This window comes from Sphingobium indicum B90A, assembly GCF_000264945.2.
Classification (GTDB): domain Bacteria; phylum Pseudomonadota; class Alphaproteobacteria; order Sphingomonadales; family Sphingomonadaceae; genus Sphingobium; species Sphingobium indicum.
The window spans coordinates 2,636,157-2,661,220 of record NZ_CP013070.1; the positions used below are offsets into that span (position 1 = coordinate 2,636,157).

General features: G+C 66.4%; 24 protein-coding genes. 3 read left to right on the plus strand and 21 right to left on the minus strand.

The genetic code is table 11. The annotated features are described in order from the left end of the window. Positions 1–7 precede the first annotated feature (7 nt). From fliD to SIDU_RS12865, 18 genes are all read right to left on the minus strand, one after another. Complete coding sequence (gene fliD / locus SIDU_RS12780; protein ID WP_007682652.1) at positions 8–1,456, minus strand: flagellar filament capping protein FliD; 1,449 nt, start codon at positions 1,454–1,456, stop codon at positions 8–10. 280 nt (positions 1,457–1,736) lie between these two features. Then, the gene (locus SIDU_RS12785) at positions 1,737–2,192 is read right to left on the minus strand and encodes a hypothetical protein (RefSeq protein ID WP_007682650.1); all 456 of its coding nucleotides are present in this window, start codon (positions 2,190–2,192) and stop codon (positions 1,737–1,739) included. 94 nt (positions 2,193–2,286) lie between these two features. Then, positions 2,287–3,426 (minus strand): flagellar type III secretion system protein FlhB, encoded by a 1,140-nt coding sequence (gene flhB, locus SIDU_RS12790; protein ID WP_007682649.1) that lies wholly within the window; start codon positions 3,424–3,426, stop codon positions 2,287–2,289. 3 nt (positions 3,427–3,429) lie between these two features. Next, on the minus strand, positions 3,430–4,212 hold the full coding sequence (gene fliR / locus SIDU_RS12795; RefSeq protein WP_007682646.1) for a flagellar biosynthetic protein FliR: 783 nt from the start codon (positions 4,210–4,212) through the stop codon (positions 3,430–3,432). Next, the gene (gene fliQ / locus SIDU_RS12800) at positions 4,209–4,481 is read right to left on the minus strand and encodes a flagellar biosynthesis protein FliQ (RefSeq protein ID WP_007682643.1); all 273 of its coding nucleotides are present in this window, start codon (positions 4,479–4,481) and stop codon (positions 4,209–4,211) included. The genes fliR and fliQ overlap by 4 nt, the downstream gene beginning before the upstream one ends. Before the next feature lie 143 nt (positions 4,482–4,624). Then, a complete protein-coding gene (fliP, locus tag SIDU_RS12805; RefSeq protein ID WP_021224054.1) occupies positions 4,625–5,404 on the minus strand; it encodes a flagellar type III secretion system pore protein FliP in 780 nt (259 codons plus the stop codon). Positions 5,405–5,465: 61 nt separating this feature from the next. Next, positions 5,466–5,732, minus strand: coding sequence for a FliO/MopB family protein (locus SIDU_RS12810; protein WP_007682639.1), 267 nt, complete (start codon positions 5,730–5,732; stop codon positions 5,466–5,468). Positions 5,733–5,815: 83 nt separating this feature from the next. After that, a complete protein-coding gene (gene fliN, locus SIDU_RS12815; RefSeq protein WP_007682637.1) occupies positions 5,816–6,154 on the minus strand; it encodes a flagellar motor switch protein FliN in 339 nt (112 codons plus the stop codon). Beyond that, entirely contained in the window at positions 6,151–7,035 is an 885-nt protein-coding gene (locus SIDU_RS12820) for a flagellar motor switch protein FliM (protein WP_007682635.1), read from the minus strand. The genes fliN and SIDU_RS12820 overlap by 4 nt, the downstream gene beginning before the upstream one ends. Positions 7,036–7,086: 51 nt before the next feature. Beyond that, positions 7,087–7,737, minus strand: coding sequence for a flagellar basal body-associated FliL family protein (locus tag SIDU_RS12825; RefSeq protein WP_007682633.1), 651 nt, complete (start codon positions 7,735–7,737; stop codon positions 7,087–7,089). 28 nt (positions 7,738–7,765) lie between these two features. Further along, positions 7,766–9,577, minus strand: coding sequence for a flagellar hook-length control protein FliK (locus tag SIDU_RS12830; protein WP_037510145.1), 1,812 nt, complete (start codon positions 9,575–9,577; stop codon positions 7,766–7,768). Further along, the gene (locus SIDU_RS12835) at positions 9,570–9,995 is read right to left on the minus strand and encodes a hypothetical protein (protein WP_007682629.1); all 426 of its coding nucleotides are present in this window, start codon (positions 9,993–9,995) and stop codon (positions 9,570–9,572) included. Before SIDU_RS12835 ends, SIDU_RS12830 begins: the two co-directional genes overlap by 8 nt. Continuing rightward, complete coding sequence (locus SIDU_RS12840; protein WP_007682628.1) at positions 9,992–11,320, minus strand: FliI/YscN family ATPase; 1,329 nt, start codon at positions 11,318–11,320, stop codon at positions 9,992–9,994. Before SIDU_RS12840 ends, SIDU_RS12835 begins: the two co-directional genes overlap by 4 nt. Next, entirely contained in the window at positions 11,320–11,952 is a 633-nt protein-coding gene (locus tag SIDU_RS12845) for a FliH/SctL family protein (protein ID WP_037510143.1), read from the minus strand. The genes SIDU_RS12840 and SIDU_RS12845 overlap by 1 nt, the downstream gene beginning before the upstream one ends. Then, complete coding sequence (gene fliG, locus SIDU_RS12850; RefSeq protein ID WP_007682626.1) at positions 11,939–12,952, minus strand: flagellar motor switch protein FliG; 1,014 nt, start codon at positions 12,950–12,952, stop codon at positions 11,939–11,941. The genes SIDU_RS12845 and fliG overlap by 14 nt, the downstream gene beginning before the upstream one ends. Beyond that, positions 12,945–14,696 carry a flagellar basal-body MS-ring/collar protein FliF gene (gene fliF, locus SIDU_RS12855; protein ID WP_073507153.1) on the minus strand — a complete coding sequence of 584 codons (1,752 nt, stop codon included), beginning with the start codon at positions 14,694–14,696 and terminating at the stop codon, positions 12,945–12,947. Before fliF ends, fliG begins: the two co-directional genes overlap by 8 nt. Before the next feature lies 1 nt (position 14,697). Next, complete coding sequence (fliE, locus tag SIDU_RS12860; RefSeq protein WP_007682619.1) at positions 14,698–15,057, minus strand: flagellar hook-basal body complex protein FliE; 360 nt, start codon at positions 15,055–15,057, stop codon at positions 14,698–14,700. A 15-nt stretch (positions 15,058–15,072) separates the two neighbouring features. Further along, complete coding sequence (locus SIDU_RS12865; protein ID WP_007682617.1) at positions 15,073–16,326, minus strand: sigma-54 interaction domain-containing protein; 1,254 nt, start codon at positions 16,324–16,326, stop codon at positions 15,073–15,075. Positions 16,327–16,665: 339 nt separating this feature from the next. On the opposite strand from SIDU_RS12865, the gene SIDU_RS12870 reads away from it, so the two are divergent. The 3 genes from SIDU_RS12870 (at position 16,666) to mdoH (ending at position 21,176) form a co-directional block, all read left to right on the plus strand. Further along, positions 16,666–17,499: a flagellin N-terminal helical domain-containing protein gene (locus SIDU_RS12870; protein WP_007682615.1), complete on the plus strand. Its 834-nt coding sequence runs from the start codon at positions 16,666–16,668 to the stop codon at positions 17,497–17,499. A 233-nt stretch (positions 17,500–17,732) separates the two neighbouring features. Continuing rightward, a complete protein-coding gene (locus SIDU_RS12875) occupies positions 17,733–19,217 on the plus strand; it encodes a glucan biosynthesis protein (RefSeq protein WP_007682612.1) in 1,485 nt (494 codons plus the stop codon). A gap of 66 nt (positions 19,218–19,283) precedes the next feature. Continuing rightward, positions 19,284–21,176: a glucans biosynthesis glucosyltransferase MdoH gene (mdoH, locus tag SIDU_RS12880; RefSeq protein WP_007682610.1), complete on the plus strand. Its 1,893-nt coding sequence runs from the start codon at positions 19,284–19,286 to the stop codon at positions 21,174–21,176. Between the two features lie 112 nt (positions 21,177–21,288). Here mdoH and SIDU_RS12885 read toward each other — a convergent pair whose 3' ends face one another. From SIDU_RS12885 to SIDU_RS12895, 3 genes are read right to left on the minus strand one after another with little or no spacing between them, the layout of a single operon-like run. Further along, the gene (locus SIDU_RS12885; protein WP_007682608.1) at positions 21,289–22,026 is read right to left on the minus strand and encodes a FliA/WhiG family RNA polymerase sigma factor; all 738 of its coding nucleotides are present in this window, start codon (positions 22,024–22,026) and stop codon (positions 21,289–21,291) included. A gap of 12 nt (positions 22,027–22,038) precedes the next feature. Continuing rightward, complete coding sequence (flhA, locus tag SIDU_RS12890; RefSeq protein WP_020820130.1) at positions 22,039–24,159, minus strand: flagellar biosynthesis protein FlhA; 2,121 nt, start codon at positions 24,157–24,159, stop codon at positions 22,039–22,041. A 9-nt stretch (positions 24,160–24,168) separates the two neighbouring features. Next, on the minus strand, positions 24,169–24,990 hold the full coding sequence (locus tag SIDU_RS12895; protein ID WP_007682605.1) for a lysozyme family protein: 822 nt from the start codon (positions 24,988–24,990) through the stop codon (positions 24,169–24,171). Between the last annotated feature and the right edge of the window lie 74 nt (positions 24,991–25,064).

Genomic DNA, 25,064 nt, shown 5'->3' on the forward strand with positions numbered 1-25,064 from the left:
CGACCCCTTAATTGTCGTTCTTGGTCCAGAGAGCGACCTGCTGCTGGAGATAGCTTTGCGTCGCCTTCAACGCCGACAGGCGCGTCTCCATGGCCGAATAGACCTTGGTGAGCTGCTCCTGATAATTGGTCATCTGCATGTCGAGCTTGTCGAGTTGATCGGCCAGTTCCTTGGCCAGTTTCTCATATTTGCCCTGCGTGGCGGCGAGCGGCCCGCCATCCTTCTTGATATTGTCGCGCACGCTGTCCATCAGCCCGGCAAGGCCGATATTGGTCGCGGTCCTGACCGACGGGTTCAGCAATTGCGTGATCGCCTTCGGATCGGCCGCGATCGCCTTGTCCAGCGCCTTGGTGTCGAGCGACAGCGTGCCGTCGCGATTGGTGCTGACGCCCAGATCGTTCAGCGTCCTGTAGGCGCCCGTGCCGCCAAGCTCAGCCGACACCATCTGCGAAAGCTGCCGCTTCATGTCGCGGATGGACGATTCGCCGTTCAGCACGCCCGCGTTGGACTGGTCCGTGCCGGTCGAGGTAGCCGTGTTCAGCGCCTTCATCAGCGTGTTGTAGGCGTCGACGAACTCGACCAGCAGGTCGCGCATCGAGGTGGTCGGCTCCGTCGTGGCCAGCGTGACATTGGTCCCCGGCGCCGCCTTGTTGAGGTCGATCCGCAGATAGGGGATCGCGCCGTCGATGGTGTTGCCGGCATAATGCTGCTCCACGCCGTCGAGCAGGATGACCGCGTCCTTGGGCTCTGTGGCGGAGCTCATCCTGCTGCCCACAGGCGGGGTCGTTGCGGAGAAGGCGAACTGGGAAAGGTCCGCGCCCGTCGTCCCGTCGGTCGTGGAGGAAACCGTGGTAAGCGAAAAGTCGTTCGCCGCGCCGGTCGGCCCCTTCAGCATCAGGCGCGTCCCCTGCGAATCGGTGACGACGGTCGCGGTCACGCCCGCCCCCGAACCGTTGATGGCGGCGGCCAGGCCCGTAAAGCTGTTATTGGCCGCGGTGATCGTGATGGAAACGGGGTTGCCGTTACCGACCTTCAGCGACAATTCGCCGATGCCGACGGTGGCCGCAGCCCCCTGCGCAGCGTCCTGATTGGCGTTGACGGCGGAAACCAGGGTGCGGCTGGCCGCAAGCTGGCGCACCTCGATCTGCGCGGGCAGGCCGGTCGGCGTGCCGCCGGGCAGCGCGCTCACCGAAGCGATGCTGGGGTCGTTGGACGCCGGCGTGCCGGAATAGCCGGTGCCTGCGAGCAGGCTGTTCAGCGCATCGGCAAAGGTGTCGAGCGAGCTGGAGGCCGATGCCAGCGCGGAAATCCTCGCGCTGTTGAGCGTTTGGCGGTTGGTGATGGCCGCCTGGCGCGGTTCCTTGGTGGCGCTGACCAGGCTGGAGACCAGCGACGCGGTGTCGATGCCCGATCCCGCGCCTAGCGCCGTCAAGATGCTGCTGCTCACCGAAGTCATTGACCGTCCTTTCAAGAGAGAGAACGGCCCTAGCGCGAAGACCTTTAGGAATGATTTTCATGAGGGGAGGCGGGAACCAGCGCTATCCTCACCCGCGACGCATTCGGAAATGCCGGGAATGGCCAATTACGGCCATCAACCTCCGTCACCCCGGACTTGATCCGGGGTGACGAAAGGAGGAACCACCCAAACCGCCCAGTCCGACGAGCGCCGGTTTCGTCCACGCCACCTGAAGTGGCGCGCTTGCGAACGGAGCGGAAAGCTCCGCGACCAACCCCGCTCAAACGCCCGGAGAAAGAATCTGGTCAACCGCGCCGCGGCGGATATTGGCCTGCGCCGCATGGGCATAGGCGGCCTGCTCGGCGATGCGCTTGGCGATGCGGATCGTGCTTTCCACCGCTTCCTTGGAGGCCGGGGGCAGGGGAACCAGAACCTGCGGCGTCGGCAGCATCGACTGGATTTCGTCGGCCGCCCCATCGACGGTCGCCGCGCCGCCCAAGCTGCGCAATTCGCCCAATATGTCGGCTATGCGGGCATGCACCTTGGCATATTCGGCGCTGGTGGCGATGCTTTCCTCCGCGCCTGCCTGATCCTGCGCCATCGAATGCCGGGGGGAATGGTCGCCCTGCTGCGCGGTGCCGGAAGAGGAAACCGGCTGAATCGCGGACACGGCGGACGGCGCGCGGGTCGCGCTGCGCTCCACCGACAGTTCAGTCCGCGAAATATAGTTGTTCATGACGCACATCCTAATGCGTCCCCGCGAAGATTATACGGATATTCAGTCCTAAACTTAAGTTAAGGACGAGGTATTTTTATGAAATCGTTGATTATCAAGCCGTTTTTTTGCCTTCCGCGTCGAAGCGCAGATCGTCCGGCACGGTGATGAACGGACGATCCATTTCGCTCGCCAGGCGATTTTCCACCCGGAAGACGAAGGCGAGCACGGTCGCGACCGCCATGTACAGCCCTTCATTGACGATCTGCCCCGCGCGCGAGGTGAAGTAGATGGCGCGGGCCAGTTCCGGATATTGCAGCACCGTCACGCCATTCTGGTCGGCCAGTTCGCGGATCGCCGCGGCGATGGCGTCGCAGCCCCGCGCCACCACGACCGGCGCGGCGTCCTGCCCCGGCTTGTAGCGCAGGGCGACGGCGAAATGGGTCGGGTTGGTGATGATCACGCTGGCCTCCGCCACCGCCTTGCGCGTCGAACCGCTCAGCACCTCATATTGCTTGCGGCGGATATGGCCCTTCAGTTCAGGGGAGCCTTCGCTCTCCTTATGCTCGTCCTTGATTTCCTGCTTGGTCATCGACAGGCGTTTCGAACGCTGCATGAGCTGCGCGGGCACGTCGATGCCCGCGATCAGGAACAGGCCGCCCGCCATCACCAGGCAGGTCATGATGAACATATTGCCCAAGTCCGCCATGGCGGGGGCCAGGCCCGATTTGCCCAGCCCGACAATCTCCGTCAGCCGGTCCCAGATCATCCAGACGCCGATGGCGCCCAGCAGCGACACTTTGGCGATGGATTTCACCAGTTCGATCAGGCCCTGCATGCCGAACATGCGCTTGAGGCCCGCTGCGGGATTGAGCTTCGACGCCTTGGGCGCGAAGGCGCCAGGACGAAAGCCCAGCGACCCCAACAGCGCCGGTCCGGCGATGGCGGCCAGCAGGGTCGCCAGCATGATCCCCGCCACCGGCAGGGCGATGCCGGACAGCAAGGCGAAACCCCGGTCAGCGGGCGCGAAATTGACGATGTCCTCCCGGCGGAAGCGCAGCGCCTCTATCAGCATGTCGGACAGGGATTCGACCATCGAAGGCCCGGTGACGGCGATCCAGCCGATGCCCGCCATCACCACCAACGCGGTGGCGAGGTCGCGGGACTGGAGTATGTCGCCCTTCTCCGCGGCGTCCTTCAGTTTCTTGGCTGTCGGCTTTTCGGTCTTTTCGCCGCCGCCATTGCTCTCCGCCATGGTTCAGCGCCCTTCCGCGATGGCTTGGGCCTGGTCCAGCCCGGCCTTGAGCGCGGCGGTGATCCCCTCCCCCATGATCGGCGCGGTGACGGCCAGCAGGATCAGCCCTGCCATCAGCGCCACCGGCATGCCCACGGAAAAGAGGTTGAGCGCAGGCGCGGTGCGCGCCAGCATGCCCATGACGATCTGCACCAGCACCAGCGCGAAGCCGACCGGCAGCGCGATGGTGACGCCCGCGCCGAGCAGCGCGCCGCCAAATTCAATGAGGTGCCAGACCGCATCGTTGCTGAGCATCGCGCCACCCGGCGGCAGCGCCTGATAGCTCTGCACCACGAAGCTCACCAGCATCAGATGCCCGTCCATGGCGAGCAGCAGGAAGGTGGAGAGGATGGAAAGAAACTGCCCCACCGCCTGCGTCGCCTGGCCGGAGGAGGGATCGACCATCGCCGCAAAATTGAGGCCCATGGTGTTGCCGATGGCTTCGCCCGCGACCAAAGCGGCAGCATAGCCGATCTGCACGGCAAAGCCGATGGCGAGGCCCGCCAGCACTTCGCCCGCCACCAGCATGACGCCCTGGAAACTGGCGACGCCGTCGGCGGGAAGCACGATATGCACGCTGTTGAGCGCCGCCATCCCCAGCGCCAGCGACAGGATCAGCCGCAGTTGCAGCGGCACGGCAGGCGCGCCGAAGACAGGCGCGGCGATGAACGCCGCGCCGGGCCGGATCATGGCGATCAGCCAGATCCATAGCTGGACTTCGACATTTGCGAAGCCCGGCGCGATCATTGCAGCAGGTCCGGAATGCGCTCGAAAATCTCGCGCGTGAAATCGGCGATCAGCACCATGATCGATCCGCCGAACAGCACCAGCATCGCGCCGACGACGATGATCTTGGGGATGAAGGCCAGCGTCTGTTCGTTGATGGAGGTCGCCGCCTGCACCATGCCGATCACGACGCCCGCGACCAGCGCCGGAATCAGGATCGGCGCCGCCGCCAGCGCCGTGATCCACAGCGCCTGCTGCGCAAGGCCCATGAAGAAATCGGCGTTTTCCATGAATCAGATCACCTCCGATCCGTTCGCCCTGAGCTTGTCGAAGGGCAGGGCTGAGCCTGTCGAAGCCTTCTGCATGGCCTCGCTTCGCTCGGCCTGAGGCTTCGACGGGCTCAGCCCGAGCGGTGGAGAGGGAGGCGGCACGATCACGTCGCGAACGACCCCGCCAGCGACCCCATGGTCAACGCCCATCCATCCACCAGCACGAACAGCAACAGCTTGAACGGCATGGAAATGATCGTGGGGGACAGCATCATCATGCCCAGCGCCATCAGCGTCGACGCGACCACCAGGTCGATGATCAGGAACGGCAGGAAGATCATGAAGCCGATCTGGAACGCCGTCTTCAGTTCCGACGTTACGAAGGCGGGCAGCAGGATCGAGAAGGGAATGTCCGCAGGTGTGCGGAAGGCGGGCGCCTCGGCCAGATTCTGGAACAGCTTGAGGTCGGTCTCGCGCGTCTGCTTGGTCATGAAGCCGTGCAGCACCTTGCCCGAACGGCCCACCGCTTCCTCGATGGAAATCTGGCCCTTGCCATAGGGATCGAAGGCCTGGGCGTTGATCTGGTCGATGGCGGGCCGCATCACGAACAGCGAGAGGAACAGCGACAGGCCGACCAGCACCTGGTTGGGCGGCGTCTGCTGCAACCCCAGCGCCTGGCGCAGCAGCGACAGCACGATGATGATGCGGGTGAAGCTGGTCATCATGAGGATCAGCGACGGCAGCACCGTCAGCAGGCTCATGAGGATCAGGATCTGCAGCGACAATGACAACGAACGGCCGTCGCCGCTGATCTGCCCCATGGCGCGGCTCAATGCGCCGCCATTGTCGACAGGCGCCGGAGCGGCAGGCAGGGCCTGCGCGAAGGCGGGCATGGCGACGAACAGCGCCACGAGCAGCAGCGCCGCCAACAGCAATTTCGTCATTCCCGCGAAGGCGGGAATCCATTTCCCGACCTCACGTCCGGACGCCACCGCGGGAAAAACGTCAGCGCCCGGCACGATAGCTGTCGCCTTCCGCGATCTTCTCGATCCGTCCCCGCGTCACGGAAAGCAGGATCTTCTTCCCCTCGAACTCCACCACGGCGAGCTTGCCGAACGTTCCCATCGGCAGCGCTTCCAGCAGTTTGAGCGACCGATCATTCTGCCCGGCCATCATGCCGGGCTGATATTTGCGCCACAGCCACAGCGCGCCGAAGGCCATGCCGCCGACCAGCGGTAATAAAATCAGCAGCTTGACGAAATACCAGGTCATGAGCGCTTTCCGCGAAGATGGTTAATGCGTCATCCGTTCCGAAAGATTGCCGCGCAAGGCAAGCGGTAAATCAGCCGCCCGCTTCAGCCGCGCCGCTCGACGCCCGCCAGCCGGCTTTCGGCGGCCGCGATTTCGACGATGCGGATGCCGTAGCGGCCGTTCACCGTCACCACCTCTCCCTTCGCGATCAGCGCGCCGTTGACCATGATGTCGAGCAGGTCGTCGGCCTGGCGGTCCAGTTCCACGACGCTGCCTTCGCTGAGGTCCATGACCTCCGCCAGCCGGAGCGAGGTCGACCCGACCTCCACCGACATGCGGACCGGAATGTCCGCCAGCAACCGGAACTGGCGGTTGTTCACCATGCGGGAAATGCTGTCCTCGCCCACGCCGTCGATGCGTGGGGCTTCGCTCATGTCGCTCATTGTCCGGTTTCCTGTGCTAGCTTTTCGATCTGGAATGCGGCGCGGCCGTCCTGTTCGCCGATGGAGCCATGCGCGACGATGCGGTCGCCCACGATCAGCGGCAGGCTGCGGTTGATGGTGACGGGAATGATGTCGCCGGCCTTGAGCTGCATCAGCTCCGCCAGGGACAGGTCGGGACGCGCCAGCACGGTGCGGGCGGGCAGGCGAATTTCGCGCATGCGCTGGGCGATGCGGGCCTGCCACACCGGGTCGGCGCGTTCGTCGTCCACCGGGATGCGGTTGCCCATCAACGGCTCGACGGCGCGCAGCGAGGACAGCGGGAACAGCAGGTCGATGGGCCATTCGGCATCGCGGCTGATGCTGATCAGGAAGCGTTGCAGCACCATCTGCTCGCCCGGCTGGGCCGCGGCGGCAAAGCCGATGCCGGTTTCCCGGACGATCAGGCCCGCCTCCAGGGCCAGCATGTCGCTCCAGCATTCGACCATCCGGGCAATGAAGGCCTCGGAAATCCGGGCGATCAGGCGATCTTCGGTAGGGGTGAACTCTCCGCGCGGCGGCAAGGCCCGGTTGCCGATCCCGCCATAGAAACAATCGACCAGCGTCGAGATCATCTCCGCGTCGAGCCGCAGCAGCACCTGCCCCTTGAGCGGCGCCAGGCGATAGACGCCGATGCTGGCGGATCCGGGCACCTCATGCGCCCAGGCGCCGAATTCCAGCGCGCGCGCATCCTGCGCGACGACATGCGGGCGCGCCCCGGCGATCGGCTCGATCAGGGCGCGCAGACGCCGGCCGAGCTTTTCGCCCAGCCGGTCCAGCCCCGACAGCATCAACGGCGCCTGAGATTCCCCCCGCCCGAAGGCGTAGGCTTGAACGTCGGTCATTTCAGTCCCCTGCCGGTCCAGGCGGGGGACTTCCCGCGCGTTCAGGCATCCCTATTGAATAACGAAATTGGTAAAATAAACGTTATCGACGCCGCCATAGCCCGTCTTTTGCTTCAGAATGTCGTTAATGACGGTCTTGATCTTGGCCTGGAGCGCCCTTTTGCCCTCCGGCATCGAAAGCGCCTCCACCGGCTGTTCGGCCAGCATCATCAGAACCTGGCTGCGAATCGCCATCTCATGGGCCTTGATCGCCTCGACCACGCGGATGTCGTAATAGGTCGACACCGCAATGGAAATCTGCGCGAAGGCGTCCGTATCCGACATGTTGGAGGTGAAGGGCGTCTGGAGTTGGAAATAGGTCGCCTGATAGGCGGCCGGATTGGCCGGGCTGGGCAGGTCGATGCCCTTGGCCGGGACATGGGCGCCCTTCGGGGCATGACCGCCGCCGCCCTCATGACCGCCGCCCTCGCCGCCGGCATAGCCATGGGCCTTCGCCACTTCCTCGGCGCTTTCGCCCGCCAGCACGAGCACGGGCTTGTTCGGATCTTCCTTCGGCCCTTCTTCCTTCGGGCTGAAGAAACCGGCGGCATAGAGACCGCCGGCCGCACCCGCCCCGCCAATGACCATGGCGATGACGATGAGCAGGATCATCTTCATGCCCCCGCCCTTCTTCTTCTTCTTCGGCTTGGCGTCGTCACTCATCGGTCAAAATCCCCCGCAATCCATGTCGTCAGGCATAGCGCGCGCGCGCGGCGGGATTGCCGGCATGGCGCAGCTCGTCATGGTTAAGAACGGCCGGATCGCCGGAATTTTTAGCGGCGAACGCGCTATTTTCCTGCGGACGCCAACGCCCCTGGCCCTGGGCCTGTCCCTGGGATTGCGCCATGTTCTGGCCGTTGTTCGCCCATGCGTTCGCGCCCTGGGAGCCCTGCTGCTGGGAGGATTGCTGTTGATTGGCGCTGTCCGCCTTCGCGGCCTCGGCCACATGCGGCATGCGCTCGATCTTCACCTCGGCGATGCGCACCGCCGAAAGGCCCGCGTCGATGCGCAGCCGGTCGCTGTCCTGGCGCAGCGCCATTTCGGCGGCTTCGCTGGCGACGGTCAGGCTGACCGCCGCGCCGTCGCTGCCCTGGCGGATGTCCACCTGCACGGCGCCAAGCTGGTCGGCGTTGATCTGGAACCGGCCCTGCGCGCCGTTCGCGGACAGCCCGGCAATCTCGCGGGCCAGCCCGTCGATCCACTGGCCGGAAACGCCCATGTCGACAATCTGCGCGCCCAGGCTGGCGGACAGGTCGACTGGCTGCGGCGCCACGACCGGCGGGATAGAGGGGGCGGAAGCAAGCTGGGCGAGCGGCATCTGCGGCACGGCATCGACCGGGTTATGCTGGGCGCTATGCGTCGGAGCAGCCTCGACCGGCGTGGCGGCGCTGCCCGTTTTGACGCGGGCCGCGAGCGGTTCCCCGGCGCGGACCGGCGTGCCCGGCTGGCGAGCGGCGACCTGATCGCGGACCAGCTGGAGCAGGGCAAGCGCCTCGGACTTCATCGGGATGCGGTCGGAAGCCGGATCGGCGACAGGGCCTTTCGCGTGATCGGCCGATGCCGCAGGCGCTGCAACGGCAGGCTGAACGGGGCCTTTTGCCACATGAGTTTTTTCAACCGGCGGCTGAGCGGTAACCGGCTGTCCGGCAATCTGGGGCGGCAATGGCGCCGCCGCTGCCGGCAGATTTTTGCCGCTTTCCGGCTGGACGGACACTATTTCGGGGGCCGCGGCCGCCGATGTCGGCGGCGGCACCGGAACGCCTTGCAGCGCCGGCGTCTGGACAGCGGCGACGACCATTGCCGGAGCCTGTGTCGCCTCGGCCTGCTCCTTCGGCTTGTCCTTGCCGCTCGGTTCGGCTTCCGCCGGCTCGTCGGCATGCTCCACCGCAGCGGCTTCGGGCAAGGCCTCCGCCTTCTCCGGCTTGGCTTCCTTGCCGGGGCGCGCGGCCTTGGCCGGGGGATCGGGCGTCAGGATCGGCAGTTCCGGCGCCTCGACCTCGCCCTCTTCCATCGCGACCAACACCGGAACAGGCATTTCCGCCGCGACCTCCTCGACAGAGTCGGTATTCGGCGCAGGCACCGTCCCCTCGACGGCGGGCTCGGCCGGCGCGTCGATCTTCCTGGCAAGTCCGGGCGGCAGGGGCAGCGAATCCTTGCGATGGCCCTGCACCGCCCTCAATGCGTTGGCGAGGCCGAAGGGCAAGGGGGAAGGCGTCTCGCCCTGCGCATCGGCAGCATCGGACTTGCCGCCCTTGGCCGGCGCGACCTCCACGCCTTCGGCGTCATCAGCGACCATGGGCGCAATTTCCTGCGGCAGGCCCGCGATCCCGGCGCTTTCCTGCGCGTCCGGCTTGGCGTCCATCGTGCCGTTCAGCAGCTTGGCGAAATCCGCCGCCCCTTCCGCGGGCACGGCCGACGCAGCCGCGCCGTCGGCGGGCATGGGCGTCGCCGCCGAGGAAAAGAGCAGCGCCTTGAGGCTCGTCAGCATGTTCACGTCAGACATCTCCTGTCCTCTGCATCCGGCGATAGCGCGGCAGGGCCGCCAACTTGTTCTCCCGCCATTCCTCCAGGTCCGCGCGGGCGCGATCCTTGAGCTTCACGGCGATTTCGCGATCCCGATTGGCCGCCAGGGAAAGGCCTTCCTTGGCCTCCACCTTGCGGCGCGCATCGTAGAGCGCACCATCCAACTGACGCCCCGCCTGTTCCAGACGGCCCGCCAGTTCCTGCATCGCTGCAAAATTCGCGCCAGTTGCGACGCCCTGGCCGGTAAAAAGATCGTTGCGCACATTGCGCAGCCTTTGGGCGTTGCGGGCGATACCCTCCGCCTCGTCGCGGGCGCGGGCGGTTTCGGCGACGGCCATGGCATGCTGGACATGGCGGACGCGCAGCACGCGCTGGCGGCGGGCGACCTCCCCCTTCACGCGCCGAACTCGGCGATCAGGGCGGCGGCGCTGGTGTCGAGGTCGATGAAGCTCTTTTGATCCTGCCGGATGAAGTCGAGGATTTCCTGCCGCCGCTGCACGGCTTCGTCGATCACCGGATCGTTGCCGGGGCGATAGGCGCCCATCAGGATGAGGTCGCGATTCTCCTCATAGGCGGCCCAGAGGCGGCGATAGGCGGCGGCCGCCATGCGATGCTCGTCCGGCACCACATCGGCCATGACGCGAGACAGCGACTTGCCGACATCGATGGCCGGGAAGATCGCCTGTTCCGACAAATGGCGGGACAGCACGAAATGCCCGTCCACGATGGCGCGGGCGGCGTCGACGATGGGATCGTCGGTATCGTCGCCATCGGCCAGCACGGTATAAAGCGCGGTGATCGATCCGCCGCTGCGCGCATCGACGCCGGCGCGCTCGACCAGACGCGGGATCAGGGCGAGGGCGGAGGGCGGATAGCCCTTCATCGCGGGCGGTTCGCCCAGGGCAAGGCCGATCTCGCGCTGCGCATGGGCGCAGCGGGTCAGGCTGTCGATCAGCAGCAGCACCTTCTTGCCCCGCGCCCGGAAATATTCGGCGATGGCGGTGGCGCGCGCGGCGGCGCGCAGGCGCAGCACCGGCGGATGATCGGCGGGGACGGCGACGACGATGCTCTTGCGCATCGCGCCTTTCAGCTTGGTTTCCAGGAAATCGCTGACCTCGCGGCCGCGCTCCCCGATCAGGCCCGCGACGACGATGTCGGCCTCGGCGCCCTGGATCATCTGGCCCATCAGCACCGACTTGCCCACGCCCGAACCCGCGATGATGGCGATGCGCTGGCCGCGCCCGGCGGTCAGCAGCGCGTTGACGGCGCGCACGCCAAGGTCGAAAGGCTCGGTCACGCGGCCCCGGTCGAGCACATTGCCCTTGACCCCGTTCAATGGCCAGCTACCGCCCGCGATAATCGGCCCCTTGCGGTCCAGCGGCTGGCCCATGGCGTCGATCACGCGGCCGATCAGGCCCTCGCCCACCTGCACCATGGTCGCCTGGCTGTCCGGCTCCACCCGCGCGCCATTTTCCAGCGGCGCGTCCGCGTCCAGCGGCACCAGCAGCGTCCTGTCGCCGCGAAAGCCCACCACCTCGGCGCGGCAGATGGTGCCGTCCGAAGCGATCAGCCGCGCTCCCGCGCCGATGGGGCGGCGGAAGCCGGTGACTTCCAGCATCCCCGCATCATGGCTGACCAGACGGCCGACATGGCGGGGCGCGCGGTTCTGCACCTGCATATGGTCGAACAGCGTTTCCGCCTGGGCCAGCGCGGCGCGGATCATCAGGCCTTGCCCTCCATGTCGTCCAGCAGGGCGCGCAGGCGGGACAGGCGCACATCCGGCCCGTCCTCGACCCAGCCGTCCGCCGTTTCCAGGCGCACGCAGCCGCGCTGCATCGCCCCGTCGGGCACCAGCTTCACGCCGATGCTTTCGCCCTCCAGCAGTTCGATGTCGTCGGGATGCAGGTGCAGCGCGCCCTTTTCGTCATTTTCCTCGATGAAGGCGGCCACGCTGTCGCACCGCTGGAGCAGCCGTTCGATGTCGATCTCCACCTCGCCCACGATCTGCTCGACCAGCCGCACCACCGTGGCGGAGAGCATGGTGGAGAGCATGCCGCTGGGCGCGGGCGTCAGCAGTTCCAGCGCTTCGGCCAGGCGGCGGCGCGCGTCGGCGTCGGTCGCATTGGCCTCCGCCGTCACGCGACTGCCTTCATCGAAACCCATGGCGAAGGCCTCCATGCGGGCCTGTTCCAGCAGGTCTTCCTCGGTTTCCGGCACGCTGTCGTGCATCGCCTGTCCGGACGGGGCATGCATCGGCGTGAACCGGCTGCGGAAGCCTCCGCTCGTCACCTGACCCATGCCGCCCAGGGGCACGCTGGCGACGTCGGCATTGGTCCAGAGCTTAGACAAAATCATTCCCCTTGCCGCCCAGCATGATGGTGCCCGCATCCGCCATGCGGCGGGCGGTGGCGATGATCAGCTTCTGCGCGTCGATGACCTCGGCCAGGCGGATCGGCCCGCGTTCCTCGATCTCGTCGGCGATGGCCTGGGCGGCGCGCGCCGACATGGAACCGAATATCTTGGCCTTCAGCATGTCGTTCGCCCCCTTCAGCGCGACCACCAGGATCGAACTGTCGACGGTGCGCATCAGCGTGCCGAGATTCTTGTCGTCCATGTCGATCAGATTGTCGAAGACGAACATCTCCTCCTCGATGGTCTGCGCGACCATCTTGTCCCGCTTGGCCAGCGCCTTGATGATGCGCTGCTCATTGTCCTTGCGGACATTGTTCATGATCGCCGCCGCCTCGACCGTGCCGCCGCGCTGAGACGCGCCGCCCTGCTTCTTGGCCATGTTGCCGCGCAGCAGGAGCTGCTCCAGATCGTCCAGCGCCTCGTTCGACACGGGGCCGAGCGTGGCGATGCGATAGACGATCTCCTCCTGATATTCGGTCGGCAGCAATTGCAGCACGTCGGCGGCGATCGGCGCCTCCAGATGGGCGAGCACGATGGCCATGATCTGCGGATGCTCCGCCTCGATCAGGGAGGCGATCTCCTTGGCGTCCATCCATTTCAGCATCTCAAGCTGGGTCGAACGGGTCGGCGGGGTGATGCGGGCGAGCATGTTCTCCGCCCGCTCCTCGCCCAGCGCCTTGGTCATCGCGCCGCGAATATGGCGGGTCGCGCCATAGCCGATGGTGGTGCGCTTCTTCGCCTTTGTGACGAAATGGTCCAGCGCCTCGTTGACTTCCTCGACCTGCACGTCGGCCACGTCATACATGGCATAGCCAAGCTGGCGGACCTCGTCAGGCTCCAGGCGGGACAGGATCTGCGCGGCCTCGTCCTCGTCAAACAGCATCAGCAGGACGGCGGCGGCGGCGCTGCCCTTCAGCGCCGGGGCGGTGGCGGCGTCAGGCATTTTCCTTCTTCCCTTCCTTTAGAAGGTCGCGGACGACCAGGGCGGCGCGGTCGGGATCCTGCTTCACGAAATTGCGGATCAGGTCGGCGCGCTGGGCGTAATCATAAGTGGAGGAGATCATGTCGAGCGTGATCGGCGTCGACCCGTCGGGGTTCGCCGTCGCCTGACGGCCGATCTCGGTGGAGATTTCCCGGCCGATCTTCTGGCCCTGGACGGCGATCTGTTCGGCGGCGGCGGCCTGGGCGGCGGCGCGGCGCTTCAGCAGCGGGCGGCCGATGCCGAAGATCAGCAGCAGCGCGACCAGCAAGGCGGAGACGTTGCGCACCAGCGGCGACACCCATTGGGCCTCATACCAGGGGGCCTCGACCACTTCCTCCTTGGCGAAGCTGCGCGATGACAGGGCCACCACGTCACCCCGCGCCTGGTCGAAGCCGACCGCGCCCTTCACCAGAGCCTCCAGGGCGGCGATTTCCTGCGCCGAACGCGGCTTGCCGTCAGGCCCGTTGTCCAGCGCGACGGCGACCGACAGGCGCTTCACCGTGCCGACGGCGTCCTTGGTGACGGAAACCTCGCGGCCCAGTTCGAAGCTGCGGTTGAACGTCTCCTCGGTCTTCATGAGCGGATTGCCCGGCGTGCCGGGCTGGGCGGCGGTCTGCGCGCTTTCCGTGCCCTGGGCAACGGCCTGTCCGTTGGGATTGGTCTGGGTGACGGTCGGGTTGACCGGCGCCTGGTTGCTGAGCGCGCCCGGAATGCCGCTTGCCTCGCCACCGGCGCCTTGCCCACGCGGGTCGGATGCCCATGTACCCTGCTCGCTGCGAAGACGGGCTTCATCCTGCGGATAGGTTTCGCGAGTCGCCTGACGCTCGGCAAAGTTCAGTTCGGCATGCACCTCGGTCGAAAATTTGCCTGCGCCCAAAATCGGCGTCAGCAGCGCGATCACCGACTGGCGATAGCGATCCTCCATCCGGGTCTGCACGGCCAGTTGACGGTCGTCGGCGGCATTGCCGTCATTATTGCTGAGCAGGCGGCCATTCTGGTCGACGACCGAGATATCCTCCGGATTGAGTTCCGGGATGGAGGAAGCGACCAGATGCACGATGGCGCTGACCTGCTGGTCGGTCAGCGACCGGCCGGAGGCGAGGCGCAGCATCACCGATGCGGAGGGCTTCGACCGCTCGCGCAGGAAGACGCTGGGCGGCTCGACCGCCAGGTGCACCTTGGCGCTTTCCACACTGTCGATGGCCTCGATGGTGCGGGCCAGGTCCATTTCGCGGGCGGAGCGCAGCTTTTCGCCCTCGACGGCGCGGCTGGCGCCCATGGGCAGGCTGTCGATCATGCTGTTGCCGTCGGGCGCGCTCTTGGGCAGGCCCTGCGCGGCGAGCATCATCTTCGCCTTGAAATAATCGTCCTCGCCGACGGTCATGCCGCCGCTATTGTCGAAATCGTAGCGGATGCCATTCTGGTCCAGCACCTGCGCCACGGCCGACTTGTCGGCATCGGGCAGGGCGCGGAACAGGTCGCGCTGCGGCGGTTCGCGCAGCGCCAGCCAGGCCGCGCCCGCCGTGGCGACGACGCCCAGCAGGCCCAGCAGCGGCAGGCTTTTCGCCACCGCAGGCTGCTTCATGAAGCCGGTGAAACGCGCCTTCAGCGCGTCGACGCCCTTCGCGCCTCCGAAAGAGGCGGGGCTGGTGGCGGGGAGAGCGGCGGCGCCGCCGACGGAGGGGGTGAGTGCGTTCTCGCTCATATTACACCGGCATGCTCATGATGTCCTTGTAGGCGGACAGCAATTTGTTGCGGACCTGAAGGGTGGCTTCGAAGCTCACCGACGCCTGCTGCTTGGCCAGCATGACCCCGGCGATGTCGGTGGTTTCCCCCCGTTCGAACGAGGCGGCTGCTTCACCCGCCTGGTTCTGCAGGCCGTTCACCTGCTCCAGCGCCGATTTCAGCGCGTCGGTGAAGCCGCCCGGCGCGGTTGCGCCGTTGGTGCCGACGGCGGAACCCGCGCCGACATTGCCGGTCTGGGCGACATCGCGCAGCGCGGCGTTCTTCTGGAGGATGGCGTTGCGGATCGCCATCACGCTGTCGGTCGGAGAAATTCCGGTCATTGCGCCCTACCCCCTTTAAGCCGCGATTTCGCGCATTTCGGCGAGCCGATAGCGCAACGTGCGTTCGGAAATGCCCAGCTTGCGGGCGGCGGCGGCGCGGTGGCCGTCCGTCTCGCGCAGCGCGGCGCGGACAGCCTCCAGCTTGCTGTTATGCGCCACGTCGCGCAGGCGGATCGGATCGGCGGGCGCCAGAACCTGCTCCACGATGCGAAGCTGCGGCGCGCCGGTGATGTGCAGGTCGGCAGGCTCGATCCGGTCGCCGTCGCGCAGGACCACGGCGCGCTGCAGCACATTGCCCAGTTCGCGGGCATTGCCGGGCCAGACATGGGCGGTCAGCTTTTCCAGCGCCGCGGCGGTCGGCCAGACGAAGGCGTCCTTCGCCGCATCCGACGAGCGCAGCAGCATGGCGGCGGCGATGGCGGTCACGTCGCCCGGACGCTCGGCCAGCGGGCGCAGCTCCAGCGGCATGACGTTGAGCCGCCAGTAGAGATCCTCGCGGAAGCGCCCGGCGGCGACTTCGGCGGCAAGGTTGCGGTTGCAGGCGGCAATGATGCGGACATTGACGGGAATGGAGTGAGTCGCGCCCACAGGCAGCACTTCGCCTTCCTGCAGGGCGCGCAGCAGCTTCGCCTGCAGCGCCAGCGGCAGTTCCGCGATTTCGTCCAGGAACAGGGTGCCGCCGTCCGCCGCCAGGAACAGCCCTTCCGACGCCTGGGCCGCGCCGGTGAAGCTGCCCTTCTTGTGGCCGAAGAGCATGGCTTCCATCATGGTTTCGGGCAGGGCGGCGCAGTTGACGGCGATGAAGTCGCGGCTCACGCGGCCCGACTGGGCATGGAGGAAGCGCGCCATGCCTTCCTTGCCGGTGCCGGTGTCGCCCTGGATCAGCACGGTGGCGTCGCTGCGGGCGACGCGCCCGGCCAACGTCATCAGGCGGGTGCTGGCATTGTCGCCCACCGCCGGAACCGCCGCCGGGCGGGCCAGTTCCGCGATCAGCGCGAAGGCGAAGCCCATATCCTCCAGGCCGAACGCCACGCGGGCGGGCAGGCCGTTGGCAGCGGGCACCAGGGAAGGCGCCCCGTCGACCAGGTTGATCAATATGTCGCGATGGGTCGCGTGACCGATTTCGGTGGCCAGCAGCACGCGCCGATCATCCCGCTCGCGCGGGCTCTGGGCGTCCACGATCCGGACGGTAAAGAACGCATTTTCCAGCCAGTGCCGCAGGCCCGGAACGAGCGCGCAGACTCCTTGGCTCACGTCCAGAGATGACATGAACTTGTCCCCATGTTTTGGCCGGCTTGTGCCCCCGCACGCCCCTGACCCCTTCGATGGTTCAGGACTGCCCCAATGTGGTTATCATATGGTTAATGCGGCAAAGTCCTTGCCGCATAACGGCAATTTTTTTCCGGACGGCCGGAACTTTTCGCCGGCATATATATATGCGGCGGTGCCCGCCAAAGGCCGCGAACGCCCGGTTTCCGGGCCTTTTCAATAAAATAGCAGAAAAAATCGCAATGGCCCTAAAAGCTTTTTTCCCGGCGCCGTTATCCCCTTTCGAGGCCGCAAGCAGCCTGATGGCAGCGACCTGATAGTGAACGGAAAGGGATTATCATGACTGTTATCGGAACCAACTCCTCGGCGCTGCGCGCCACCAATGCTTCGGCCATGGCCAACAAGGCCCTGGGCACCGCGATGGAACGCCTGTCGACCGGCAAGCGCATCAACAGCGCGAAGGACGACGCCGCCGGCCTCGCCATCGCGTCGACCATGACCTCGCAGATTCGCGGCATGACCCAGGGCATCCGCAACGCCAATGACGGCATCTCGCTCGCCCAGACGGCGGAAGGCGCGCTGGGCGAAGTCGGCAACATGCTGCAGCGCATGCGTGAACTGACCGTTCAGGGCCTGAACGGCACCAACGACGTGAAGTCGCAGGGCAACATCAAGAATGAAATCGACCAGCTCGCCAAGCAGATCGACTCGGTCCTGAGCAAGACCGAATTCAACGGCAAGATGCTGTTCTCCGCCGCAGCCCCGGCCACGATCGACATCCAGGCCGGCGCCGGCGGCACCGACACGGTTTCCATCGCCCTGGGTCAGCTCGACCTGTCCGCTGTCGCCACCGCCACCGGCGGCGCGCTGAGCGGCACCGTGGCCGCCCCTGCTTTCGTGGCTGCCGACCTCGCCGTCTATGACACGGCGCTGGAAACGGTTGCGACGAAGCGCGCAGACCTGGGCGCCGCGCAGAACCGCCTCGAATCGACGGTCAACAACCTGACGGCCAACGTCACCAACCTGACCGACGCCCGCAGCCGCATCGAGGACGCCGATTTCTCGGCCGAAACGACCGCGCTCGCCAAGCAGCAGATCCTGAGCCAGGCCTCGACCGCGATGCTGGCGCAGGCCAACCAGAGCCAGCAGGGCGTGCTGAAGCTGATCAGCTAAGGCTGACACCGGATTGACCGGCTGGGGTCTTGGTCACCCCGGCCGGTCATGTCGCCCCCGGCGCATTTACAGTCCCCACCGCGCCGGGGGTAAAAACTTCGATGAAACGACCAGCATAGCGAAGCCTCCGTCCCCCCGGGCGGAGGCTTCATCGCATTTGCCGATCGGCCAGTTCCGGTTAATACGGGATCGAAACACTTGCATTGGCGGTTGTCGCACCCATGATAAGCGCCATGACCAAGATAGATCGCCGCGCCATGATCGCCGCCTCCGGCGCGGCCCTGCTGCTTCCCCGCTCGGCACTGGCTCAGGCAAGGGGCGAGACTTTCTCCTGGAACATGGTGATCGGCCGGGCGCAGCGGCTGACCCGCGCGCCCTTTGCCGTGACGCCCTTTTTCCCCGGCGCGGACAAGATCGGCTATGACGCCTTCAACCAGGCGCGCTTCCGTGACGAGCGCACCATCTGGAACGACAAGGGCGACGACACCGGCATCCGCCTGTTCCCCCTGAGCAGCACGGTGCAGCAGCCGGTCGAGATCGCGCTGGTCGAAAATGGCCGGTCCACGCCGCTGCGCTACGATCCCGCCATGTTCGACGCGCCGCCGGGCAATGCCGTGCGCAACCTTGGCCCCGGCGCGGGCTTTGCCGGCTTCCGAATCATGAACGCGGCGCGGGACGGCGACTGGCTGTCCTTCCTGGGCGCGACCTATTTCCGCGCCCCCGCCGAAAGGCAGTTCGGCCTGTCCGCCCGCGCCGTCGCGATCAACACCAGCATCGCGGGCAAGGAGGAATTTCCCCGCTTCACCCATTTCTGGCTGGAGCGGACCGGGCGCAGCAGCGTCACCGTCTATGCGCTGATGGACAGCGCGTCGCTGACCGGCGCCTTCCGCTTCGTCAACAGCCTGACGCCGCAAGGGGTGCGGCAGGATGTCGACGCCGTGCTGTTCGCCCGCAAGTCGATTGCCGAACTGGGGCTGATGCCGATGACCAGCATGTTCTGGTACGATCAGGCCGACCGCGCCAAACGGACCGACTGGCGGCCGGAAATCCACGATTCCGACATGCTCTCCATCGCCAGCGCCGACGGCACCGCCCATTGCCGCCCGCTGGTGAACCCCTCCGCCCCCCGCGTTGACGTCTTTGCCGAGCGCAATCCCAGGGGCTTCGGCCTGCTCCAGCGCGACCGGAATTTCGACCATTATCAGGATGACGGCGTCTTCTACGAACGGCGGCCCTCGCTCTGGGCCACCAGCCGCAAGCCGATGGGCGCGGGGCAGGTCAGGCTCTACGCCTTCCCGACCGACAGCGAATATACCGACAATGTCGCGGCCTACTGGACGCCCGCCGCGCCGGTCCGCGCAGGCAGCCGGATCGAGGCGAGCTACCGGCTCGACTGGTCGGCGGCACGGACGCCCGCCTCCACCGGCCTCGCCACGGTCGAGAATATCTGGACCGGGCAATCGGGCGAGGCCGGGGTGGAACGGTTCCTGGCCGACTTCGCCGGGGTTCCGGCAGGCGCGAATCCCGACATATGGGTCGACCTGGCGGGCGGAACGCTGGTCAAGAAGGCGGGCTATCCGGTGCTGCACCAGAAGGACATGTTCCGGATGGTCCTGGATATCCGTCGGGAGCCCGGCAGGCCGACCGATATCCGCGCCCAACTTCGCGCTGGCAATCGCCCGTTCAGCGAATATGTGCATTACCCGCTGGGCGCCTGAAGGCGGGCAAAGGGAACCAGCCGGTTACAGGTCGGTTCTGGTAACGAAACCAAAAGCGGGTCAGGCATGAAAGCGACAGGCGGCGTGCATAGCGACAAGGCGAACGGGTCGGTCCCAGGCCGGGCGTTCGAGCATCTGCCGCCGGAAAGGCCGCTGGCCATGCCCGCGCAGGATTTCGCCGCGACGCCCCGCGACCTGCCCCATCGCCCCTTCAACATCGACCTTTGGGCGCGGCGCACGCTGGTCGTGCTGCTGGCCCTGCTGCCCGCGTCCATGGCCGCGCACGAAATGCGGCGCTCCATCGGCCTGGACGGCATTTCGGCATGGGAAGGGGTTTATCTGGCCCTGTTCATCCCGCTCTTCGCCTGGATCGCCTTCGGCTTCGCGACCAGCCTGATCGGCTTCCTGCTGCTGACCATGGGCAGGGGGCAAAGCGTGCGCCCCTATCGCGCCCGCTCCACGACCCCGCTGCGCGGGCGCACCGCCGTGCTGCTGCCCGTCTGCAACGAGGATTTCCGGGGCGTGCTGGGCCGCCTGTCGATCATGGAGCGCTCGCTGGCGCAGGTGATGGGCGGCGAGCGGTTCGAATTCTTCATCCTGAGCGACTCGAACGCCGAAAATGGCGAGATCGAACGCACCGCCTATCTGAAGATGCGCAGAGGCTTCTCCCGCCCCGTCCATTATCGCCGCCGCGCCCTGAATGTCGGCCGCAAGCCCGGCAATATCGCCGAATGGGTGGAACGCTTCGGCGGCGCCTACGACTATATGATCGTGCTGGACGCGGACAGCGTGATGAGCGGCCAGACCATGGCCCGCCTGGCATCGGATATGGAGCGGCACCCCCATGTCGGCCTGATTCAGACCGTGCCGTCCATCGTCGGCGCCTCCACCTTCTTCGCCCGCTGGCAGCAATTCGCCAGCCGCCTCTTCGGGCCGATCTCCGCCGCCGGGATGATCTGGTGGGCGGGGTCGGAGGGCATGTTCTGGGGCCATAACGCCATCCTGCGCACCCGCGCCTTCGCGCAAAGCTGCGGCCTTCCCGAACTGCCCGGCCGCGCGCCCTTCGGCGGCCATATCATGAGCCACGACATGGTCGAGGCCGCGCTGCTCCGCCGTCGCGGCTGGGACGTGCATATCGTCATGGCCGACGACAGTTTCGAGGAATTCCCCCCTTCCCTGCCCGATCTAGCCACCCGCGACCGGCGCTGGTGCCAGGGCAATATCCAGCATGTGCCCCTTCTCTCGAAGATCAGGGGCATGCATCCGGTCAGCAAGTTCCAGCTCTTCGTCGGCGCGTCCGCCTATTGCACCTCGCCGCTGTGGCTGGCGCTGATGCTGGTGGTGCTGGGCGGCGCGGCGGCGGGCGTCTGGCCGCCCAGCGCGATCCTGCCCGCGGGCGGATTGCTGGCGCTGACCGCGGTGCTGCTGTTCGGGCCGAAGCTGCTGGCGCTGCTCTGGGCGCTGGCCGATCCGGCGCGGCGCATCGGTTTCGGCGGCGGCGTCCGGATGGTGCGCGGCGTGATCGCCGACATCGCGCTGTCGATCCTGATGGCGCCGATCAGCATGCTGACCCAGACCATCAACCTGTTCGGCATATTGATGGGCCGCAAGAGCAGTTGGAACGGCCAGACCCGCGACCGCGACGGCATGGCGATACTGCCCGCGATCTGGCTGTTCAAATGGCATATATTGCTCGGCGCGGGGCTGACCCTGCTCGCGATCAGGTCCGGCACCTCGCTCGGCTGGATCGCGCCGGTGGCGGCGGGGCTGGTGCTGGCGCCCTTCTTCGCGGCCTTTACGGCGCGCAAGGATCTGGGAAGCCATGTCGCGAAAAGCGGCCTGTTCCAGGTGGCGGAACCATGGTGGCGGACGCAGAATTACCAGAAGACCCGCTATCGGCAGTTGCAGTTGGACAATGCGCCCATCAGGGACTTTTCCAACGCCGCGAACGATAGTTAGTATATCGCTCCGTGTTCCTGCGAAGGCAGGAACCCAGTTCCGCCTCCAGTTCATTACGCCGCCGTTCGGACTGGGCTCCTGCCTTCGCAGGAGCACGTCGCGCTAAATGAATTCAATCCCAATCCCGCAATTTCACGCGCAGCTTGTCGAGCGCCGCTTTCTTGATCTGGCAGACCCGCGCCGCGCCGATGTCCAGCGTCGCGCCGATTTCCTCCAGATTGAGTTCCTCGACGAAATAAAGCTGAAGCACCAGCGCCTCGCGCTGCGGCAATTCCCCGATATATTGGGCAAGCGCGCCCTTGAGCGACTCCCGCTCCATGATGTCGTCGGCCCGGTCCTCGACATCGGCGAACCACATGGACTGGTCTGAATAGACCTCGTCCATGCTGGTGTGCTGCACCATCTCGCAACCATCGGCCACTTCGCGATAGGCGGCGGCGTCCAGCCCCATTTCGGCGGACATCTCCGCCTCCAGCGGCGCCCGGCCCAGTCTCTGTTCCAGCCGGTTGCGGATGCTCGCCAACTGCTTGCGCTGCGACATGGCCGAGCGGGTCATCGTCGCATGGCGGCGCAGATGGTCGATCATCGCCCCGCGCACGCGCATCTGCGCATAGGAGGCAAAGCCCAGCCCCCGATCCTCGAACCCGTTGGCGGCCTCGACCAGCGCGACCATGCCGATCTGGAGCAGATCCTCTATCTCGATGGCGCTCGATACCCGGCCATGGACATGCCAGGCGATCTTGCGCACCAGCGGCATATATTGCCGCGCCAGCCGTTCGGGCGAACTGGCATGGGCGGACCGGCCATAGGTGTTGGCATCGGAACCGGCGACGACCCTATTCATGAACATCGGCCAGGCTCCTCAAGCAACCCGTTCGCGCGCAGGCAGCGGATCGTGGCGCGGCGCGGGCCGCTGCTCGCCGCCGACCACGGCGACGACCTCCACGCCCTTGCCGTCGGGAATTTCCAGGAAGGACAGCACAGGCGTCTCCGGCAGATGCGGCTTGAACAGGCGGGCCATGGCGCGCCGCGCCACCGGCGACGTGACGATGGCGAAATTGCGCGCCTGCCCCAGCAACGGGCGGGCCGCCGTGATAACCGCCTCGATAATGCGGTTGGCAAGGGCGGGTTCGATCGGGTGCCGGGCATCGCCCGCGACCCGCATCGCCTGCGCCAGCAAGGCTTCCAGATCGCCGTCCAGCGTGATCACCGGCAGCGGCATCTTGACCGGCACCAGCCCCTGGATGATCAGCGAACCGATCCGCTGGCGCACCGCCTCGACCAGTTGGTCCAGCGTCATGTCGGGCCGCGCCGCGTCGACCATCGCCTCGCAGATGCGGCGGAAATCCTTGAGCGGAATCCCCTCCGCCAGCAGGGCGCGGCACAGCGCCGAAATCTGAGTCAGGTTCAACAGGCCGGGCGTCAGCCCGTCGACCAGTTGCGGCGCGGCGTCCTTCAAATTGTCGAGCAGCTTGCGCGCTTCGTCCAGGCCGAACATCTCGCTGGCGTTCATCGCGATGAGCTGGTTGAGATGCGTCGCCACCACCGTCGGCGGATCGACCACCGTATAGCCCGCGACCACCGCTTCGCTGCGCTTGGCGGGCGAAATCCACACGGCGTCCAGGCCGAAGGTCGGGTCTTTCGTCTCGCGGCCGGACACCGTGCCCTCCAGCGCGCCGCTGTCCAGCGCCAGCAGGTCGTCGGGGAAGATTTCGTCCTCGCCCACGACCACGCCCGCGATGGTGATGCGATATTGGTTCGGCTCCAGCGCCAGATTGTCCTTCACCCGGACCATCGGCACGACGAAGCCCAGTTCCTTGGACAACTGACGACGGATGCCGGTGATGCGGGCCATCAGGGGCGCGCCCTTGCGCTCGTCCACCAGCGAAATCAGGCCATAGCCGATCTCCAGACCCAGCACCGCGCCGTCCGACACGTCGTTCCATTCGATCAGCGCCGGGTTGGGCGGCGGGGCGGCGGGTTCAGGCTCGGCCGCCTTGCGCTGGCTCGACTTGCGGAGATGCCAGGCGATTCCGCCCGCCACCGCAGCGGCGGGCAGGATGATCATGTGCGGCATGCCGGGCAAAATGCCCAGGAAAGTCAGGATCGCCGCGACCGGCATCCAGGCCTTGCCCGAACCGAACTGGCTGGTGATCTGGTTCGACAGATCGTCCTCGCTGCCGACGCGGGTGACGATGGCCGCCGCCGCGATGGAGAGCAAAAGCGCGGGAATCTGCGCCACCAGCGCGTCGCCGATGGCCAGGATGATATAGGTCTGCGCGGCCTCGCCGATGCTCAGCTTGTGGCTGACCACGCCCAATATGATGCCGCCGACGATGTTGATCGCCAGGATCAGGATTCCCGCGACCGCATCGCCCTTCACGAATTTCGACGCGCCGTCCATCGATCCGTAGAAGTCGGCTTCGGTCGCGACCTCGCGGCGGCGGACCTTGGCTTCTTCAGGGGTCAGCAGGCCGGCGTTCAGATCGGCGTCGATCGCCATCTGCTTGCCGGGCAGGGCGTCCAGGGTGAAGCGCGCCGACACTTCCGACACGCGGCCCGCGCCCTTGGTGATGACGACCAGGTTGATGATCATCAGGATCGCGAAGACGAAGATGCCGACGACATAGTCGCCGCCGATCAGGAAATGACCGAAGGCCTCGATGACATGGCCCGCCGAATCGGTGCCCTCATGCCCGTTCACCAGCACCACGCGGGTCGACGCGACGTTCAGCGCCAGCCGCAGCAGGGTCGCGAACAGAAGCACCGTGGGAAAGCTGGAGAAATCCAGCGGCTTGGCGGCGTTCAGCGCCACCATCAGCACGGCCAGCGAGATCATGATGTTGGTGATGAAGCCGACATCCAGCATGACCGCCGGGACCGGCACCATCATGAACAGCACGACCATCAGCGTCGCGATGGGCAGCACCGCCCCCTTGGCGGCGCTCATCCAGATCTTCGCTTTGACTTGGGCGGGAGTCATATCGGGCCGTTACCTTCCGAGGGTGGCGAGCATGAGATAGGCGAGGCGCGCCGTCTGCGGCTGCGGGCGGATGCTTGTCACATCGGCCGCGCTCGCAAGGCGCTCGGTTTCGATCCGCACATAGTCGGCGGGCTGCACGGCCTTCGCGCCCGCAGGCAGCGAGGCTTCGGCATATTGGATGGCGCCGCCGACCGAATCGAACCCCCTTTGGAGCTTGGCGGCGAAACGGTCGCGGATTTCCGCGAAGCTGCGGGCATTGCCCTGCCGGTCGTAGAAGATGGAGCGGTTGGCGCGCGCGGCCGCCGGGAACATGCCGGCCGCGGCGGCATTGGGCGCGCGGTCGTTCATCGACAGGAATTTGCCGGCCCCGCCGACGCCCAGGAAATGGGCCATGTAGAGGTCGACCAGCTCCGCCTCCCGGCCCAGCCGCTGTTCCAGCGCGACCTTGTTGTCGGCGGCATGTTGGGCGGCCATGACGGATGCGGTTTCGGGATGCTTGCGCAGGTCCAGTATCTGCTGGCGCAGGTCGGGGTCAGCCACATAATAGCGGCCGTTGCTGCCCCTGCTGATCGCGTCGGCGGCCCAGCCCAGCCCATATTCGCTGCCATGCTGGTCGATGACCGCCAGCCAGCTTTGGTCGACGAACTGGTACAGTCCGGTCGCGGAGGAGGTGGTGGCGCGGGCCGTGGGATTGAGGCTGCTCTCGATCTTGGCCTGCCCCAGCAGATAGGCGAAGTCCACGCCCGTCCTGCGGCTGGCCATGGCGATCGCGTTGGTCACGCGGTTGCCCGTCGAAGCGCCTGTTGCTGTGATGTCTGCGAAAGCCGACACTGGTTCGATCAATCCCCGTTGGTACCGGGGGTCATTAGAGCAAGTGACGTGCCAAGATTTGGTTAACGCGCGCT